Source organism: Streptomyces sp. SudanB52_2052 (assembly GCF_964272415.1).
Classification (GTDB): Bacteria; Actinomycetota; Actinomycetes; order Streptomycetales; family Streptomycetaceae; genus Streptomyces; species Streptomyces olindensis.
In genome coordinates this window covers 5,431,756-5,448,212 of sequence record NZ_OZ186796.1, presented here as the reverse complement: position 1 = coordinate 5,448,212, position 16,457 = coordinate 5,431,756, and the positions used below count along the sequence as shown (strand labels likewise).

14 protein-coding genes are annotated in these 16,457 nt (G+C 73.2%); 6 read left to right on the top strand and 8 right to left on the bottom strand.

Translation table 11 applies throughout. From position 1 onward, the window contains the following. Positions 1 to 192 precede the first annotated feature (192 nt). The 4 genes from hutI to hutU are packed head-to-tail and all read right to left on the bottom strand — an operon-like array spanning position 193 to position 5,688. On the bottom strand, positions 193 to 1,482 hold the full coding sequence (gene hutI / locus ACSUPV_RS24395) for an imidazolonepropionase (protein ID WP_031119246.1): 1,290 nt from the start codon (positions 1,480 to 1,482) through the stop codon (positions 193 to 195). Then, the gene (locus tag ACSUPV_RS24390; protein ID WP_436948549.1) at positions 1,479 to 2,813 is read right to left on the bottom strand and encodes a formimidoylglutamate deiminase; all 1,335 of its coding nucleotides are present in this window, start codon (positions 2,811 to 2,813) and stop codon (positions 1,479 to 1,481) included. The genes hutI and ACSUPV_RS24390 overlap by 4 nt, the downstream gene beginning before the upstream one ends. Then, positions 2,810 to 4,027, bottom strand: coding sequence for an allantoate amidohydrolase (locus ACSUPV_RS24385; protein WP_031119248.1), 1,218 nt, complete (start codon positions 4,025 to 4,027; stop codon positions 2,810 to 2,812). Before ACSUPV_RS24385 ends, ACSUPV_RS24390 begins: the two co-directional genes overlap by 4 nt. Next, positions 4,024 to 5,688, bottom strand: coding sequence for a urocanate hydratase (hutU, locus tag ACSUPV_RS24380; RefSeq protein WP_382617305.1), 1,665 nt, complete (start codon positions 5,686 to 5,688; stop codon positions 4,024 to 4,026). The genes ACSUPV_RS24385 and hutU overlap by 4 nt, the downstream gene beginning before the upstream one ends. Positions 5,689 to 5,823: 135 nt before the next feature. On the opposite strand from hutU, the gene ACSUPV_RS24375 reads away from it, so the two are divergent. Beyond that, entirely contained in the window at positions 5,824 to 7,185 is a 1,362-nt protein-coding gene (locus ACSUPV_RS24375) for a diaminopimelate decarboxylase (RefSeq protein ID WP_436948548.1), read from the top strand. A 71-nt stretch (positions 7,186 to 7,256) separates the two neighbouring features. Here the strand turns inward: ACSUPV_RS24375 and ACSUPV_RS24370 are convergent, their stop codons facing one another. Then, complete coding sequence (locus tag ACSUPV_RS24370) at positions 7,257 to 7,838, bottom strand: hypothetical protein (RefSeq protein WP_436948547.1); 582 nt, start codon at positions 7,836 to 7,838, stop codon at positions 7,257 to 7,259. A 104-nt stretch (positions 7,839 to 7,942) separates the two neighbouring features. Continuing rightward, a complete protein-coding gene (locus ACSUPV_RS24365) occupies positions 7,943 to 8,785 on the bottom strand; it encodes a MurR/RpiR family transcriptional regulator (protein ID WP_037758795.1) in 843 nt (280 codons plus the stop codon). A gap of 153 nt (positions 8,786 to 8,938) precedes the next feature. Between ACSUPV_RS24365 and ACSUPV_RS24360 the strand changes: the two genes are divergently transcribed. Beyond that, positions 8,939 to 9,361 carry a hypothetical protein gene (locus tag ACSUPV_RS24360; RefSeq protein WP_382617322.1) on the top strand — a complete coding sequence of 141 codons (423 nt, stop codon included), beginning with the start codon at positions 8,939 to 8,941 and terminating at the stop codon, positions 9,359 to 9,361. Positions 9,362 to 9,373: 12 nt separating this feature from the next. Here the strand turns inward: ACSUPV_RS24360 and ACSUPV_RS24355 are convergent, their stop codons facing one another. Then, a complete protein-coding gene (locus tag ACSUPV_RS24355) occupies positions 9,374 to 10,135 on the bottom strand; it encodes an SDR family oxidoreductase (RefSeq protein WP_031119254.1) in 762 nt (253 codons plus the stop codon). Between the two features lie 143 nt (positions 10,136 to 10,278). Here ACSUPV_RS24355 and ACSUPV_RS24350 point away from each other — a divergent pair, with 143 nt between their 5' ends. After that, entirely contained in the window at positions 10,279 to 11,109 is an 831-nt protein-coding gene (locus ACSUPV_RS24350) for a helix-turn-helix transcriptional regulator (RefSeq protein WP_436948546.1), read from the top strand. Positions 11,110 to 11,464: 355 nt separating this feature from the next. Here ACSUPV_RS24350 and ACSUPV_RS24345 read toward each other — a convergent pair whose 3' ends face one another. Then, positions 11,465 to 12,853 carry a cystathionine beta-synthase gene (locus tag ACSUPV_RS24345; RefSeq protein ID WP_031119256.1) on the bottom strand — a complete coding sequence of 463 codons (1,389 nt, stop codon included), beginning with the start codon at positions 12,851 to 12,853 and terminating at the stop codon, positions 11,465 to 11,467. Positions 12,854 to 13,007: 154 nt separating this feature from the next. Between ACSUPV_RS24345 and ACSUPV_RS24340 the strand changes: the two genes are divergently transcribed. The 3 genes from ACSUPV_RS24340 to ACSUPV_RS24330 all read left to right on the top strand — a co-directional run bounded on the left by ACSUPV_RS24340 (position 13,008) and on the right by ACSUPV_RS24330 (position 16,450). Next, positions 13,008 to 14,036 carry an SGNH/GDSL hydrolase family protein gene (locus ACSUPV_RS24340; protein ID WP_078650663.1) on the top strand — a complete coding sequence of 343 codons (1,029 nt, stop codon included), beginning with the start codon at positions 13,008 to 13,010 and terminating at the stop codon, positions 14,034 to 14,036. 140 nt (positions 14,037 to 14,176) lie between these two features. Further along, entirely contained in the window at positions 14,177 to 15,394 is a 1,218-nt protein-coding gene (locus tag ACSUPV_RS24335; RefSeq protein ID WP_382617295.1) for an acetyl-CoA C-acetyltransferase, read from the top strand. A 273-nt stretch (positions 15,395 to 15,667) separates the two neighbouring features. Further along, positions 15,668 to 16,450, top strand: coding sequence for a hypothetical protein (locus tag ACSUPV_RS24330; protein WP_037758787.1), 783 nt, complete (start codon positions 15,668 to 15,670; stop codon positions 16,448 to 16,450). Positions 16,451 to 16,457 lie beyond the last annotated feature (7 nt).

The window sequence follows — 16,457 nt, the reverse complement described above, 5'->3', positions numbered from 1 at the left end:
GTCGCCATCGGCCGACGCACGGGTCACGGTGCGCGGAGCGACTGAGCGCGATCTTCCGCCTGCGATCCGAGGGGGGTCAAGTCCCTTATGTGCGGGAGGTGTTGGTGTGGCGGACCGTAAACTCCTCTTTGTCGTGGGTTCGTGACCCACTCGGTATGGAAAACGTGCACAACCTTCGGACGGGTTCGGTGGTCAGAGCACCCGCTCGCCACGCCGCCACACGCCGGTGACCAGCGGGACGCCCGGCCGGTAGGCCAGGTGCACGTGGCTCGGGGCGTCGAGGAGCGCCAGGTCGGCGTAGGCGCCCGGGGTGAGGCGGCCGATGTCGGTGCGCCTGAGGGCCGCCGCGCCGCCCGCCGTGGCCGACCAGACGGCCTCGTCCGGGGTCATCCCCATGTCCCGTACGGCGAGCGCGACGCAGAACGGCACGGACGAGGTGAAGGACGAGCCCGGGTTGCAGTCGGTGGACAGGGCGACGGTGGCGCCCGCGTCGAGCAGACGGCGGGCGTCCGGCCACTCCGCCCGGGTGGAGAACTCGGCGCCGGGCAGGAGGGTGGCGACGGTGTCGCTGTTGGCGAGCGCGTCGACGTCCTCGTCCGTGAGGTGGGTGCAGTGGTCGGCGCTGGCCGCGTCGAGTTCGACGGCGAGTTGCACGCCGGGGCCGTACGACAACTGGTTGGCGTGGATGCGCGGGTGCAGCCCCTTGGCCTTGCCCGCGGTGAGGATCGCGCGGGCCTGGTCGCCGTCGAAGGCGCCCCGCTCGCAGAAGACGTCGATCCAGCGGGCGTACGGGGCGCAGGCGTCGAGCATCTCGCCGGTGACGAGGGCGACGTACGCCGCCGGGTCCTCGGCGTGGTCCGGCGACACGATGTGCGCGCCGAGGTAGGTGACCTCGTCGGTGTGGGCGGCGGCGATGCGCAGGGCCCGGGACTCGTCCTCGACGGTCAGGCCGTAGCCGGACTTGGTCTCCAGCGTGGTGGTGCCCTGGCGGAGGGCCTCGTCGAGGTAACGGGTGAGGTTGGCCTCGAGTTCCTCGTCGCTCGCCGCCCGGGTGGCCGCGACCGTGGTGCGGATGCCGCCCGCGCTGTACGGCCGTCCCGACATCCGGGCGTTGAACTCCTGCGTCCGGTCGCCCGCGAAGACGAGGTGGGAGTGGGAGTCGACGAAGCCGGGGACGACGGCCCGGCCGCCGGCGTCGACGCGATTGTCAGTGGCGGGTGCTTTGCTGTGATCACCGGTCCACGCGATGCGGTCGCCTTCGATGACGACGGCCGCGTCCTGGACCAGTCCGAGGGGGGAACCGTCACCTAGGGAGGGGTCGTTGGTGACCAGGGCGGCGATGTTGGTGATGAGCGTGCTTGCGGTGCTCGCGGAGTGGGCGGGGCTGACGGTCGTCGCGTTGCTCATGGCGTCCTTGGTGGCCTGGTCGGCGGTGGGGTCGGGTCCGGGGGCGGGCCGCGCGGAGACGCGGCCCGGGGTCAGCCGCGCAGGGCTGCGACGGCGTCCGCGAGGGCTCGCGGCACATCGGGGACGAGGCGGTGGACCCCGTCCCGTACGACGTGCCGACCTGCCACGACCGTATGCGACACGTCTGCTGCCGACGCGGCGAATACGGCCGTCTCGGCCCCGAGCCGCGGAAGCGGCCCTGCCGTCCTGACCGAGTCGAGGGCGATCGTCGTGAAGTCGGCGCGCGCGCCGGGCTCCAGGGCGCCCGCGTCGTCCCAGCCGAGGGCGGCGTGGCCGTCGGCGGAGGCCGCCCGCAGGAGGGCCGCCGCCGTCCAGTGACCGCGCGTGCGGGTGCGCAGCCGCTCGTTCAGCTCCATCGCCCGCGCCTCCTCGAGCAGGTCGATCACGGCGTGGCTGTCGGAGCCGAGACAGAGCGGGGAGCCCTCGTTCTGCAGGGCGACGGCGGGTCCGATGCCGTCGGCCAGGTCCCGTTCGGTCGTCGGGCACATGCAGGTGCCGGTGCCGCTGGAGCCGATGAGGGAAATGTCCTCGGCGGTGAGGTGGGTGTTGTGGACGCCGGTGGTGCGCGGGCCGAGCACGCCGTGCAGCGCGAGGAGCTGGGTCGGGGTGCACCCGTGGGTTTCCCGGCAGGCGTCGTTCTCGGCGGTCTGCTCGGACAGGTGCACATGGAGCGGGGCCCGCCGCTCCTCGGCCCAGCGCGCCACGGTCGCCAACTGCTCCGCGGGCACGGCCCGTACGGAGTGGATCGCCGCTCCGATCCGCGCGTGATCCCGTTCCTTGAGAACTGAACAGCGTTCGGCCCAGGCGTCCGCGGTGCCGTCGGAGAAGCGGAGCTGGTGGGCGGTGGGCGGTTGTCCGAAGCCGGAGGAGAGGTAGGCGGTGTCGAGGAGGGTGATGCGGATGCCGGCTTCGGCGGCGGCCGCGACGAGGGCCTCGCCCATCGCGTTGGGGTCGGCGTAGGGGGTGCCGCCGGGGGCGTGGTGGACGTAGTGGAACTCGCCGACGGCCGTGATGCCGGCCAGGGCCATCTCGGCGTACACGGCCCGGGCGAGGGCGTGGTAGGTGTCCGGGGTCAGCCGGTCGGCGACGGAGTACATGACCTCGCGCCAGGTCCAGAAGGTGCCGGAGCCGACCTGGGCGGTGCCGCGCAGGGCGCGGTGGAAGGCGTGGCTGTGGGCGTTGGCCAGGCCGGGCAGGGTGAGTCCGCGGAGGATCTCGGCGCCGGGTGGCGGGGCGGTGACCTCGGTCCGGACGGCGGTGACGCGCCCGTCCCCCACGTCGAGGGCGACGCCCGGTTCGACGTGGGTGTCGAGCCAGGCGTGCTCCAGCCAGTACGTCTGCGTCACCTGCACGCCAGTCCTTCCAGTACGTCGGCGAGGGCGAGCACTCCGGCCACGCAGTCGTCCTCGGTCGCGGATTCGGCCGGGGAGTGCGAGACGCCCGTGGGGTTGCGCACGAACAGCATGGCGGTCGGGATGCTCCCGGACAGGATCCCGGCGTCGTGTCCGGCGCCGGTGCCGAGGACGGGGACCTTGAGGTCGCTGTCCGTGCCGAGGATGCGGGCGAGTTCGTCGCGCAGGGCGTGGTCGAACTCGACGACCGGGGTGAAGGACTCCCGGGTGACGGCGAGATCGACGCCGTGGGCGGCGGCGTACTCCCCGGCCGCCTTCTCGACGCCGGCGACCACGGCGTCCAGGCTGTCCTGGTCGGCGGCGCGCGAGTCGAGCCAGCCGCGCACGAGGGAGGGGATGGCGTTGACGCCGTTCGGCTCGACGGCGATCTTGCCGAAGGTGGCGACGGCCCCGGCGAGTTCGGCCTCCCGGCGGGCCGCGAGGACGGTCTCGGCGTAGGACAGCATGGGGTCGCGCCGGTCGGCGAGGCGGGTGGTGCCGGCGTGGTTGGCCTCGCCCCGGAAGTCGAACCGCCAGCGGCCGTGCGGCCAGATGGCGCTGGCGATGCCGACCCGGTCGCCGGACAGGTCCAGAGCCCGGCCCTGCTCGACGTGCAGTTCGACGAAGGCGCCGATGCGGGCGAGCCGTTCGGGGTCGGGCCCGATGGCGTCCGGGTCGTGTCCGGCGGCCTCCATGGCCCGGGGCAGGGTGATCCCGTCCCCGTCGGTCAGCCGGTGGGCGTCCGCGACGGTGAGCTGCCCGGCGGTGAGCCGGGACCCGACGCAGGCGAGGCCGAACCGGGCGCCCTCCTCGTCGCCGAAGTTCACGATGCCGAGGGGGCGGGTGATCCGCGCGTCCCGGTCGCGCAGTTCGTCCAGCGCGGCGAAGGCGGACACCACTCCGAGGGGCCCGTCGAAGGCGCCGCCGTCCGGTACGGAGTCGAGGTGCGACCCGGTGACGACGGCGTCGCCCCGGGCGGGGTCCCCGAGCCAGGCCCACTGGTTGCCGTTCCGGTCGACCTCGTACGTCAGCCCGCGTGCCGTGGCCTGCTCCTCGAACCAGGCCCGGCAGTCCCGGTCGGCGCCGGTCCAGGCGAAGCGGCGGTAGCCGCCGGAGGCGGAGCTCCGGCCGATCGGCAGCAGCTCCGCCCACATGCTGTGGAAGGTCACGCCTCGTCACCCTCGCGCATCGGGACCCGGACACCGCGCTCGCCGGCGACCGACTCGGCGATGTCGTACCCGGCGTCGACGTGCCGGATGACGCCCATGCCGGGGTCGTTGGTGAGGACGCGGCGGATCTTCTCCCCGGCGAGCGGGGTGCCGTCGGCGACCGTCACCTGCCCGGCGTGGATCGACCGGCCCATGCCGACGCCGCCGCCGTGGTGGATGGACACCCAGGAGGCGCCGGACGCCACATTCACCATGGCGTTCAGCAGCGGCCAGTCGGCGATCGCGTCGGAGCCGTCGAGCATGGCCTCGGTCTCCCGGTAGGGGGACGCGACGGAGCCGCAGTCGAGATGGTCGCGGCCGATGACGACCGGGGCGGCCAGCTCCCCGCTCGCGACCATGTCGTTGAACCGCTCACCGGCCTTGTCCCGCTCGCCGTAGCCGAGCCAGCAGATGCGGGCGGGCAGGCCCTGGAAGTGCACCCGCTCCCCGGCCATCTTGATCCAGCGGGCCAGGGACTCGTTCTCCGGGAAGAGGTCGAGGATCGCCTTGTCCGTCTTGGCGATGTCGGCCGGGTCGCCCGAGAGGGCCGCCCAGCGGAAGGGGCCCTTGCCCTCGCAGAACAGCGGGCGGATGTAGGCGGGGACGAAGCCGGGGAAGGCGAAGGCCCGGTCGTATCCGGCGAGCTTGGCCTCGCCGCGGATGGAGTTGCCGTAGTCGAAGACCTCGGTGCCGGCGTCCATGAAGCCGACCATGGCCTCGACGTGCCGGGCCATGGACTCGCGGGCCCGGGTGGTGAAGCCGGCCGGGTCCTTGGCGGCGTAGGAGGCCATCTCGTCGAAGTCGACGCCGAGCGGCAGGTAGGACAGCGGGTCGTGCGCCGAGGTCTGGTCGGTGACGATGTCGATGGGGGCGCCCATGGCGAGGAGCTGCGGCACGAGTTCGGCGGCGTTGCCGAGGACGCCGATGGACAGCGGGCGGCGGGCGTCGCGGGCCTCGGTCGCCAGCCGGAGCGCGTGGTCGAGGCTGTCGGCCTTCACGTCCAGGTAGCGGTGCTCGATGCGCCGCTCGATGGCGCGCGGGTCGCAGTCGATGCACAGGGCGACGCCGTCGTTCATGGTCACGGCGAGGGGCTGGGCGCCGCCCATGCCGCCGAGGCCGGCGGTCAGCGTGATCGTGCCCGCCAGCGATCCGCCGAACTTCTTCGCGGCGACGGCGGCGAAGGTCTCGTAGGTGCCCTGGAGGATGCCCTGGGTGCCGATGTAGATCCACGAGCCGGCGGTCATCTGGCCGTACATGGTCAGGCCGAGCTGTTCGAGCCGGCGGAACTCCTCCCAGGTGGCCCAGTCGCCGACGAGGTTGGAGTTGGCGATGAGGACGCGCGGGGCCCACTCGTGGGTCTGCATGACGCCGACCGGGCGGCCGGACTGGACCAGCATGGTCTCGTCCTGCTTCAGGCCCTTGAGCGTGCGCACCATCGCGTCGAAGGAGCGCCAGTCCCGGGCCGCCTTGCCGGTGCCGCCGTAGACGACGAGCTGGTCGGGGTGCTCGGCGACCTCCGGGTCGAGGTTGTTCTGCAGCATCCGCAGGGCGGCTTCCTGCTGCCATCCGAGGGCGCTCGGTTCCGTGCCGCGCGGCGCTCGGACGGGGCGGGGTCCGGACATGGTCTGCCTCCTGGTGGGTGCGTGGTGCTCCCGGCGGGTTGTTGCTGCGGTTATTCACATCCTGGTCGCCTGAATAGTGCTAGTCAATACGTCCGGGGGTCGGCGCGGCGGTGCCGTGGGTGTTTGGCTGGACGCATGGGCGCACACATCGCGGAAGAAGAGGCACGCGACTTTGCAGCCGGTCGGGCGGCCCGGCGGGACGAGGCGGTGCGGGCCGCCGTGGAGCAGGGGCTGCTCGGGCCCGACAGCCCCATCGTCGGGCTGCTGGACGTCACCGGCATCCGGGAGTCGGCGGCACAGCTGCGGGCGGCGTTCGACGCCGTGACGGCACCGGGCACTCCCGTGCTGCACGCCTTCGCGGTGAAGGCGACCCCCTTGGTACCGGTGCTGCGGCTGCTGCACCAGGAGGGCATCGGCGCGGAGGTCGCGAGTCCGGGCGAACTGGCGCTGGCCCGGGCGGCCGGGCTGCCGGCGGAGCGGACGGTGCTCGACTCACCGGCGAAGACGCCGGCCGAGCTGCGCGAGGCACTGTCCCTGGGCATCGCCGTCAACGCGGACAATCCGCAGGAGCTGGCGCGCCTCGACGCGCTGATGCGGTCGCGGACCAGCCGCTCATCCCTGGGGATCCGGGTGAACCCGCAGGTCGGCGGGGGCTCCATCGAGGCGCTGTCGACGGCGACGGCCACCTCGAAGTTCGGGGTGGCGCTGCGCGACGAGGGGGCCCGGGAGTGGGTGGTGCAGGCGTATCTGGACCGGCCGTGGCTGACCCGGCTGCACGCGCACACGGGCTCCCAGGGGATCCCGCTGTCGCTGATGGTGCAAGGCGTGACGGAGACGTACGGGCTCGCCGAGGAGATCAACCGGCGGGCCGGGCGGCAGCAGGTCGACACGCTCGACATCGGCGGCGGACTGCCCGTGAACTTCGCGTCGGACGCGACGACACCGACGTACGCGCAGTACGCGCGGATGCTGGCCGAGGCGGTGCCGGGGCTGTTCGACGGGCGGTACGGGCTGGTCACCGAGTTCGGGCGGTCCCTGCTGGCGAAGCACGGGACGGTGGTGGCGCGGGTCGAGTACGCGAAGACCTCCGGCGGGCGGGCGGTCGCGGTGACGCACGCCGGGGTGCAGGTGGCCGCGCGGACCGTGTACGCGCCGGGCAGCTGGCCGTTGCGGATCGCTGCGTACGACGCGAAGGGGCGGGCGAAGGACGGGCCCGTCGTGGTGCAGGACGTGGCGGGGCCGGCGTGCTTCGCCGGGGACCTGCTGGCGGAAGGGCGGTCCATGCCGCTGCTGGAGCAGGGGGACTACGCGGCGGCGCTGGACACGGGGGCGTACTACTTCGCGCATCACTACGCGTACAACTCGCTGGTGCGGCCCGCGGTGTACGGGTTCTGGCCCGGGGGGCGGTTCGCCGTGGTGCGGGAGGCCCAGACCGTGGCAGAGGTCGTCGCCGAGTCCGGCGGGGCGCGGGCGGACGGGCTGACGGGGTCGCCGTGAAAGGTGCCGTGGGGCGCGGGGTGCGGGCCTCGTGGTGGCCGGTCGCGCGGTTCCCCGCGCCCCCAAGGGGGTCAGACGAGGGCCGGTGTCCTCCGCCGCGTTCCGCCGGGGGCCGCGTCGCCCGCCGCGATGCCCGTGCTGCGGAACGCCTTGACCTGCTTGCCCGTCGGGCGGGCCACGCCCGCGCGCAGCCAGTCCACGCGGACCCACAGCAGGACCTCGTCCGCACGCTCGCGGCGGCCCAGCCACGCCGCCTTCAGCCACAGGCCCGCTCCCCAGCCGGCCAGCAGCATGCCGCCCGCGGCCGGCAGCGCGAAGGAGGTGCCCAGGGCGGCCAGGAAGGCCAGCAGGAGCCACCAGCGGTGGGCGCGACGCCAGTTGCGTGCCGTGACCGCGCGGTCCTGGAGCACGTCGTGCTTGCCGGCCCGGGCGGCCGAGGCGGCCAGGGCCGTGTAGCGCTTCCTCCTTGCGGCGCCCACCACGGCCGCCGCCAGGAGGAAGAGGGCCGCTCCCGTCAGCACCCCGATGCGGCGGCCGGTGAGTCCTTCGGGCAGCAGGCCGATGCCGGCCGCCAGCACTCCCAGCCACCACAACGGTGCGGCACCCGCCCGTACGACGACGGCCACCCGGGCCAGTCCATGTCCTCCGCGCATGTCGATCAGCCTCCGTCCGGTACCCGAAGCGTCTGAAGAGTGTTGTAGAAGACGCAGATTAGCGACGCAACGTGAGACGAGGATGAGAACCGGGAGCGGGTGCGTCAGTCGACGAACAGGCCCCGTGCCGCCGCCTTCGTGTCGAACTCCTCCAGGCGGGACTGGGCCTCGGGCAGGTCGTCGCACATCGCCTCCAGCAGGACCCGGCCGAGCAGCATCGGGGCGCAGGCCGTGTCGAAGGCGAGGCCGGTGCCCACGGCGGCGGGCAGCAGCAGGTCGGACACCTTGGCGACGGGCGCGAACGCGGAGTCGGCGACCGTGACGACGGTCAGCCCGGCCTCCTTGGCGTAGGCGAGGGTGTCGACGACCTCGCGGGGATGCCGCGGCAGCGCGAAGCAGAGCAGTGCGGTCGCGCCGGCCCGGGCGGCGGCGTCGATGCGGTCGTGGAGCATCGTGCCGCCCTCGTTGAGGAGCCGCACGTCGGGGTGGACCTTGGCGGCGAAGTAGGCGAAGCCGTGCGCCTGGGCGGCCGCCGCCCGCAGCCCGAGGACGGGGAGCGGGCGGGAGGCCGCGAGGAGGCGCCCGGCCCGCTGCACGGGCCCCGGGTCGGCCAGCGCCTCCGCGAGGTGCCGCAGGTTCTCGATCTCGGCCTCGACGGCCTGCTGGTACTCGTTGGCGGACCCCGCCTCCGCCGCGGGTTCGGCCGGGGCGACCTCGCGCAGGTGGCGGCGCAGGGCCGGGTAGCCGTCGAAGCCCAGGGCCACGGCGAAGCGGGTCACGGAGGGCTGGCTGACCCCGGCCAGCTCGGCCAGCTCCACGCTCGACAGGAACGGCACGTCGGCGGCGCGGCGCACCATGCTGTGCGCGATGCGCCGCTGGGTCGGCGTCAGCCGGTGGCCCTCGAAGAGCGCCTGCAGCCGCGCGGCAGGGCTGTCGGTCGCGCTCATGGCGTGCTCCCCCTCGCCTATTCAGTAGCTGAGGATTCTGCATGAGCATATGCAGCCCGGCAAGCGACGGCAGGGCGTTCCCCCAGTCCGACAGGGGGGCTAACCCCAGTGCGGCCGGCGCCGGCGCTTCCTACCGTGGGTGACATGACCGGAATGGACGCGCGGGACACCGACCTGAAGAAGGAACTCGACGCCACCCTGCACGCGCGCAGGGAACTGGGCGAGGAGTACGAGTCCGCGCTGGTCGACTCGTTCCTGGAGAAGGTCGACCAGCGGATCGACGGCGCGGTGGACCGGCGGGTGCGCCGGCAGCTCGCCGAGCAGCAGATGCAGACGGCCCGGGACTCCCGGTCGCCGCGGGCCACGGACTCCTGGGGCGAGCGCTTCGGCTTCGGGATCGTCTCGCTCGTCCTGGCGGTGCCGCTGTCCGCGATCGGCGGGGGCGTGGCCCACCTGCCCGGGCTGCTCGTCGCCTGGGCGGGCATCGTCGGCGTCAACGTCGTCCAGGCCGCCCGCACCAACCCGGGCCTGTTCGGCCGCCGCACGTCCTCCGAGAAGAGCGGCTGGGAGGACTGAGCGCGCGGCCGGTCAGACCTGCCTCGTCGGCAGCGCCACGATCTGCCGCAGATTGACCCGCCGGGGCCGGCTCGCCACGTAGGCCACGAGATCGGCCAGCTCCTCGGCGGACAGCGCGCCCACCGCGTCGAGCATGCCCTCCACCTGCCGGGACAGCTCCGCGTCGGAGATGTGCGTGCGCAGCTCGCTCTCGACGAACCCGGGCTCGATGTTGGTGACCCGGACGTCCCGCGGCCCGAACTCCCCGCGCAGGGACTGCGACAGGGAGGTGACGGCCGCCTTGGTCGCCCCGTACACCGCGTAGTTCGGGAAGCTGACGTGGGCGGCGATGGACGAGATGTTCACGATGTCGGCCGTACGGCCGTCCGCTGCGGCGCCCACCAGGTCGGCGGTGAACGCGCCGGTGATCCGCAGCACTCCGGCGACGTTGGTGTCGAGCATCCGCTGCCACTCGTCGGCGCGCCGGGCGTCGACGGGGTGCGGCAGCATGACGCCGGCGGAGTTCACGACCAGGTCGACGGGCCCGTACTCCGCGTGGATCCGGTCGACGGCGTCGGCCACGGACGTCTCGTCGGTGACGTCCGCGACGACGGGCAGGGCCTGTCCGCCGTCGGCCCGGATCTTCCCGGCGAGCGCCGCCAGGCGTTCCTCGCGCCGGGCCAGCAGCGCCACCCGTGCGCCCCGGGCGGCCAGCAGCACGGCGACGGCCTCGCCGATCCCGCTCGCGGCCCCGGTGACGACGGCGGTGCGGCCGGCCAGGTTCTCGTACGTCATGAGTGCTCCCTCGGTGGCGGCCGGGGCGTCTCCCCGGCCTCGCCACCACCTTCCGCGGCGCCCGCCGCCGTACCCAGGGCGGCGCTTTTCCTGGGTCTGGCAGTACCAGGTTCGCGGGCGCCGGGCCGCCTAGGCTCAGCGTCATGGACGGAGAACTGGGAGACTTCCTGCGCTCGCGCCGTGCCCGTATCCGCCCGGAGGAGAGGGGGCTGCCCTCGTACGGCCGCCGCCGTGTTCCGGGGCTGCGCCGCGAGGAGGTGGCGCAGCTGGCCGGGGTGAGCGTCGACTACTACGTCCGTCTGGAGCAGGGCCGGGGACCGAGCGTCTCGGACGCCGTGCTGGACGCGGTGGCGCGGGTGCTGCGGCTGGACGCGGCGGAGCGCGAGTACCTGCGGGCGGTGGCCCGGCCGCACCGTCGGGACGCGGACGGCCCGGCGGCGTCCCGGGTGCGCCCGGGGGTGCGGCTCGTCCTGGACGGCATGGACCGCAACCCCGCGTATGTCCTGGACCACCGCATGGACGTCCTCGCGTGGAACGCCCTCGCCGACGCCCTGCTCGGCTTCGACGGCACCGGCCCCGAGGGCCGCAGCCTGCCGCGCCGGCTCTTCCTCGATCCCGCGGCGCGGGACCTCTACCCGGACTGGCCGACGGTCGCCGCGCAGACGGTCGCCCACCTCCGCCTGAAGGCGGGCCACCACCCCGGCGACCCGGCCATGGGGGAACTCGTCGCCGAACTCTCCCGCAGCTGCGCGGAGTTCCGCCGCCTGTGGGCCGACCACCTGGTCAAGCCCTGCGACCAGGGCGTGAAGCACGTCCGGCACCCGGTCGCGGGCCTGCTGACCCTCCCGTACGAGACCCTCGTGGTGCCGGGGGCGGCGGACCTGACGATCGTGGCGTACACCCCCGAGCCGGGCTCCGAGACCGCGGAGCGCCTGGCGCTGCTGGGGAGCTGGGCGACGAGCCAGACGGGCTGACCGGCCCGGGAGGCGGAACGCCGGAGAAGGAAATGCGCGGGGACCGCCGCACCCCCGTGAACGGGGGGCGGGACGACGGCGGTCCCCGCGAAGGACGCGGGCCTGGTCAGGCCGGGCCCCCGCGTCCGTGGCGTCGGTGGAGGTCCGGGAGCCGCTCCGGAGGTCCTTTGACGCCTACGGCGCCGGCCGGGGCGGGGAGCCGCTCCCGCCCTGCCGACACCCCCTAATGTGCAGGACCCGTGTTAAGCGGGTGCTGCGCGAACGTGACACGCTCGTACCACTTCCGCGAAGTCCACGAAGATCGCGGACGCCGCAAGTCCACCCGGTTCACGGGCGGTTCACCGGAGGTTCTCCCTCACTTCCCCGTACGGGCGAGGAAGGACAGCAGGTCCTGCCGGCTGACCACACCGGTCGGCTTGCCCTCGACGAGGACGATCGCGGCGTCCGCCTTGCCGAGGACGGCCATCAGGTCGGCGACGGGCTCGCCGGAGCCGACCTGGGGCAGCGGGGCCGACATGTGCTTCTCCAGCGGGTCGTCGAGCGAGGCGCTCTTGCTGAACAGCGCGTCCAGCAGCTCGCGTTCCACGACCGAGCCGACGACCTCGGCGGCCATCACGTCGGGGTGCCCCGCGCCGGGCTTGACGACCGGCATCTGTGAGACGCCGTACTCGCGCAGCACGTCGATGGCCTGACCGACCGTCTCCTCCGGGTGCATGTGAACGAGGGAGGGCATGCGGTCGCCCTCCTTGTCGTTCAGGACGTCGCCGACGCGGGCGCTGGGGCCCGCGTCCTCCAGAAAGCCGTAGTCGGCCATCCACTCGTCGTTGAAGATCTTGCTGAGGTAGCCGCGGCCGCTGTCCGGCAGCAGGACCACCACGACGTCGTCCTCGCCGAGTCGCGCGGCGACCTCCAGCGCGGCCACGACCGCCATGCCGCAGGAGCCGCCGACCAGCAGACCCTCCTCCTTGGCCAGGCGGCGGGTCATCTGGAAGGAGTCCTTGTCGGACACGGCGACGATCTCGTCCGCGACGGTCCGGTCGTAGGCGGTGGGCCAGAAGTCCTCACCGACGCCCTCGACCAGGTACGGCCGCCCGGAGCCGCCGGAGTAGACGGAGCCCTCGGGGTCGGCGCCGATGACCTTCACCTTGCCGTCGCTGACCTCCTTGAGGTAGCGCCCGGTGCCGGAGATGGTGCCGCCCGTGCCGACGCCCGCCACGAAGTGGGTGATCCTCCCCTCCGTCTGCTCCCACAGCTCGGGGCCGGTGGAGTGGTAGTGGGAGAGCGGGTTGTTGGGGTTGGAGTACTGGTCCGGCTTCCAGGCCCCGGGCGTCTCGCGCACGAGCCGGTCGGAGACGTTGTAGTACGAGTCCGGGTGCTCGGGGTCCACGGCGGTCGGGCACACGACGACCTCGGCGCCGTACGCGCGCAGCACGTTGATCTTGTCGGTGCTCACCTTGTCGGGGCACACGAAGATGCACTTGTACCCCTTCTGCTGCGCCACGATGGCGAGCCCGACGCCGGTGTTGCCGCTGGTCGGCTCGACGATCGTGCCGCCGGGCTTGAGCGCGCCGCTCTCCTCCGCCGCCTCGATCATGCGCAGGGCGATGCGGTCCTTCACGGATCCGCCGGGGTTGAAGTACTCCACCTTGGCCAGGACGGTCGCCCTGATGCCCTTGGTCACGCTGTTGAGCCTCACCAGCGGGGTGTTGCCGACGAGGCTGATCATCGAGTCGTGGAACTGCACCGTTGTCTCCGGATGCCGCAGAAGTGGTCTTAGTGGTGCCGCCAGCCTATGTGCTGCCCGTCGTCCGTGACGGTCGTTCACTCCCCGTTGAGATTGGGCGACGGTCCGTACGGGGCAAGCACTGGGTGTACGGGTTCGAGGAGGTGGCGGCGACGTGACGAGCATGTCGAGGGCGAGGGTGGCCCGGCGGATCGCGGCCGGCGCTGCGTACGGCGGCGGCGGGATCGGTCTGGCCGGGGCGGCCGCCGCGGGGCTGCTGCTGGCGGAGGTGCAGCTGGCGCGGCGCCGGGTGGGCAACGGCACGTCACCGCACGTGCCGAACGCGGACGGGCTGTACGGCCGTACGTACGCCGTCTCCACCGAGCAGCCGCCGCTGCGGTTGACCATGCTGGGTGACTCCACGGCCGCCGGCCAGGGCGTGCACCGCGCCGGGCAGACCCCGGGGGCGCTGCTGGCCTCGGGCGTGGCGGCCCTGGCGGAACGCCCGGTGGAGCTGCGCACGGTGGCGACGCCGGGGGCCCGCTCGGACGACCTGGACCGCCAGGTGGCCCTGGTGCTGGCCGCGCCCGATCCGGTGCCCGACATCTGCGTGATCATGGTCGGTGCGAACGACGTCACCCACCGCATGCCCCCGACCCGCTCGGTCCGCTGCCTGTCCTCGGCGGTACGGCGGCTGCGCACGGCCGGCGCGGAGGTCGTGGTCGGCACCTGTCCCGACCTGGGCACGATCGAGCCGGTCCAGCAACCGTTGCGCTGGCTGGCCCGACGGGCCTCCCGCCAGCTGGCGGCCGCCCAGACGATCGGAGTCGTCGAACAGGGCGGCCGCACCGTGTCCCTGGGCGACCTGCTCGGCCCCGAGTTCGCCGCGAACCCGCGCGAGCTGTTCGGCCCGGACAACTACCACCCCTCCGCCGAGGGCTACGCCACGGCCGCGATGGCGGTCCTGCCGACCGTCTGCGCCTCCCTGGGCCTCTGGCCGGCCGAGGAGGAGCGCCCGGACGCCTCGCGCCGCGAGGGCTTCCTGCCGGTGGCACGGGCGGCGGCCGAGGCCGCCTCGGAGGCGGGCACCGAGGTCGCGGCGGCGATGCCGTCCGGACCGCGGGGCCCGTGGGCCCTGCTGAAGCGCCGCCGGCGCCGGCGGCTGCCCGAGCAGGAACCCGCTCCCGCCACGCCGTCGAGCTGAGAGGCACCCGCCCGAGGAAAAAGCAAGCGCTTAGAAAACTGCGGTCAGGGTCACACCGCGACACCCGTGACCCAGCCCATACGTACGGGTAACTTCCCAGACAGCCCAGCCAGACCACCCGGTACGTCAATGGAGCCGTGATGCCCGAAGCCGTGATCGTCTCAGCCGCCCGCTCCCCCATCGGCCGCGCCGTCAAGGGCTCCCTCAAGGACCTCCGCCCGGACGACCTCACCGCCGCGATCGTCCAGGCCGCCCTCGCCAAGGTTCCCGAGCTGGACCCGAAGGACATCGACGACCTGATGCTCGGCTGCGGCCTGCCCGGCGGCGAGCAGGGCCACAACCTCGGCCGCATCGTCGCCGTGCAGATGGGCATGGACCACCTGCCGGGCTGCACCATCACCCGGTACTGCTCCTCCTCCCTGCAGACCTCCCGCATGGCCCTGCACGCCATCAAGGCGGGCGAGGGCGACGTCTTCATCTCGGCGGGCGTCGAGATGGTCTCCCGGTACGCCAACGGCAGCTCCGACATGCCCGGCACGCACAACCCGCTCTTCGCCGACGCCGAGGCCCGCACCGCCGAGACCGCCCAGTCCGAGGGCTCCACCTGGCACGACCCGCGTGAGGACGGCCTGTTGCCCGACCCGTACATCGCGATGGGCCAGACCGCCGAGAACCTGGCCCGCGCCAAGGGCGTCACCCGCCAGGACATGGACGAGTTCGGCGTCCGCTCGCAGAACCTCGCCGAGGAGGCCATCAAGAACGGCTTCTGGGAGCGCGAGATCACCCCGGTGACGCTCCCCGACGGCACGGTCGTCGCCAAGGACGACGGCCCCCGCGCCGGCGTCACCCTGGAGGGCGTGCAGGGCCTCAAGCCGGTCTTCCGCCCCGACGGCCTGGTCACCGCCGGCAACTGCTGCCCGCTGAACGACGGTGCCGCCGCGCTCGTGATCATGTCCGACACCAAGGCCCGCGAGCTCGGCCTCACCCCGCTCGCCCGGATCGTCTCGACCGGCGTCTCCGGCCTCTCCCCCGAGATCATGGGCCTCGGCCCGGTGGAGGCGAGCAACCAGGCCCTGAAGCGGGCCGGGCTGACCATCGACGACATCGACCTGGTGGAGATCAACGAGGCGTTCGCCGCCCAGGTGATCCCCTCCTACCGCGACCTCGGCATCCCGCTGGAGAAGCTGAACGTCAACGGCGGTGCCATCGCCGTCGGCCACCCCTTCGGCATGACCGGCGCCCGGATCACCACCACGCTCATCAACTCCCTCCAGTTCCACGACAAGCAGTTCGGCCTGGAGACCATGTGTGTCGGCGGCGGCCAGGGCATGGCCATGGTCATCGAGCGCCTCAGCTGAGCGCCGCACGGTAGTCGCCATAGCACACGCTGTGAGGCTCGGGCCCAGGACCCCGGAAACCCCGGGGTTCTGGGCCCTTTTGTGATCCAATCTCCCCCAGGATGTGACCTATCTCCCTCGACACGGGGAGAAGCCCAGGTCACAGCAGCCCCATCCCCTCCTCCGGCACCGAAGCCCTGTCCGTTTCGTGACGTTACGCACTGACAGCTGGTTAGTCCGCCCTTCAAGCTGATGTAGGAAGTCGGGGGTCGACTTTGAACCGGGAGTACGTCAGTGAGCGCCATGCCGATCGCGTTGCTGGTCACCACGGCCGCCACGGGCGCCGTGGGCGTCGCCGTCCTGCGCACCGTCCTGCAGCTGCGCCGACAGGTCGCGGCCCTGCACACCGCGCTGGCCGAGAGCCGTGCCGCCACCACCCGCGCACTGCTGCCCGCCGCCCGTACCACGGCCGACACCGACGAGATACGGGCCGCTGTGGCGGCGGCACTGGCCGAGGAGCGGGAGCGGGAGCTCGCCGAGGCGCGCGCCTTCTGGGCCGCCCAGGAAGCCCGTGACGCCTCCGACGCGCCGTCCCTGCTGGGCCTGCCCGACCCCGACCTGTTCCTGCCCCGGCAGGCCGATTTCGCGGGCCTTGAGCCGGTGTCCGAGCCCGGCGCGGACGCCGAGGAGCCGGCCGGCGAGTCCGCCGAGCTGGCCGCGGCCCGCCGCCGCCACCCCTCCCACCCGGACTTCGTGCCGAACCCGTCGCCGGTCGTGAACGACCACGAGCGCACGGTCGCCACCCTGGAAGAGCTGGCCGCGTCCCGCGTGGAACTGACGGACGTCCGCCCGGGCCCCCTCGGCACCCTCGACGTCTACGTCTTCGCCGACGGCACGACCCTGTGCATGACCCCGGGCCACCGCGAGACGGCGGAACGCCTGGCCGCAGCGCTCCGAGCGGGCCAGACCCCGACCCTCCTCGGCGGCTCGGGCGTCTCGGGCGCCTACACCCTGACGTTCGAGTGCGGCGAAGAGAACGTCTACATCCTGGCCGACAGGGTCATCGCGTCCCTGTAGTCAGGGG

Bases quoted from the DNA above. Each gene is read 5' to 3' on its own strand.
- ACSUPV_RS24350 (WP_436948546.1), top strand. From the start codon at position 10,279: ATGGACGGAGAACTGGGAGACTTCCTGCGCTCGCGCCGTGCCCGTATC.
- hutU (WP_382617305.1), bottom strand. From the start codon at position 5,688: ATGTCCGGACCCCGCCCCGTCCGAGCGCCGCGCGGCACGGAACCGAGC.
- ACSUPV_RS24355 (WP_031119254.1), bottom strand. From the start codon at position 10,135: ATGACGTACGAGAACCTGGCCGGCCGCACCGCCGTCGTCACCGGGGCC.
- ACSUPV_RS24370 (WP_436948547.1), bottom strand. From the start codon at position 7,838: ATGCGCGGAGGACATGGACTGGCCCGGGTGGCCGTCGTCGTACGGGCG.
- ACSUPV_RS24375 (WP_436948548.1), top strand. From the start codon at position 5,824: ATGGGCGCACACATCGCGGAAGAAGAGGCACGCGACTTTGCAGCCGGT.
- ACSUPV_RS24360 (WP_382617322.1), top strand. From the start codon at position 8,939: ATGGACGCGCGGGACACCGACCTGAAGAAGGAACTCGACGCCACCCTG.
- ACSUPV_RS24365 (WP_037758795.1), bottom strand. From the start codon at position 8,785: ATGAGCGCGACCGACAGCCCTGCCGCGCGGCTGCAGGCGCTCTTCGAG.
- ACSUPV_RS24335 (WP_382617295.1), top strand. From the start codon at position 14,177: ATGCCCGAAGCCGTGATCGTCTCAGCCGCCCGCTCCCCCATCGGCCGC.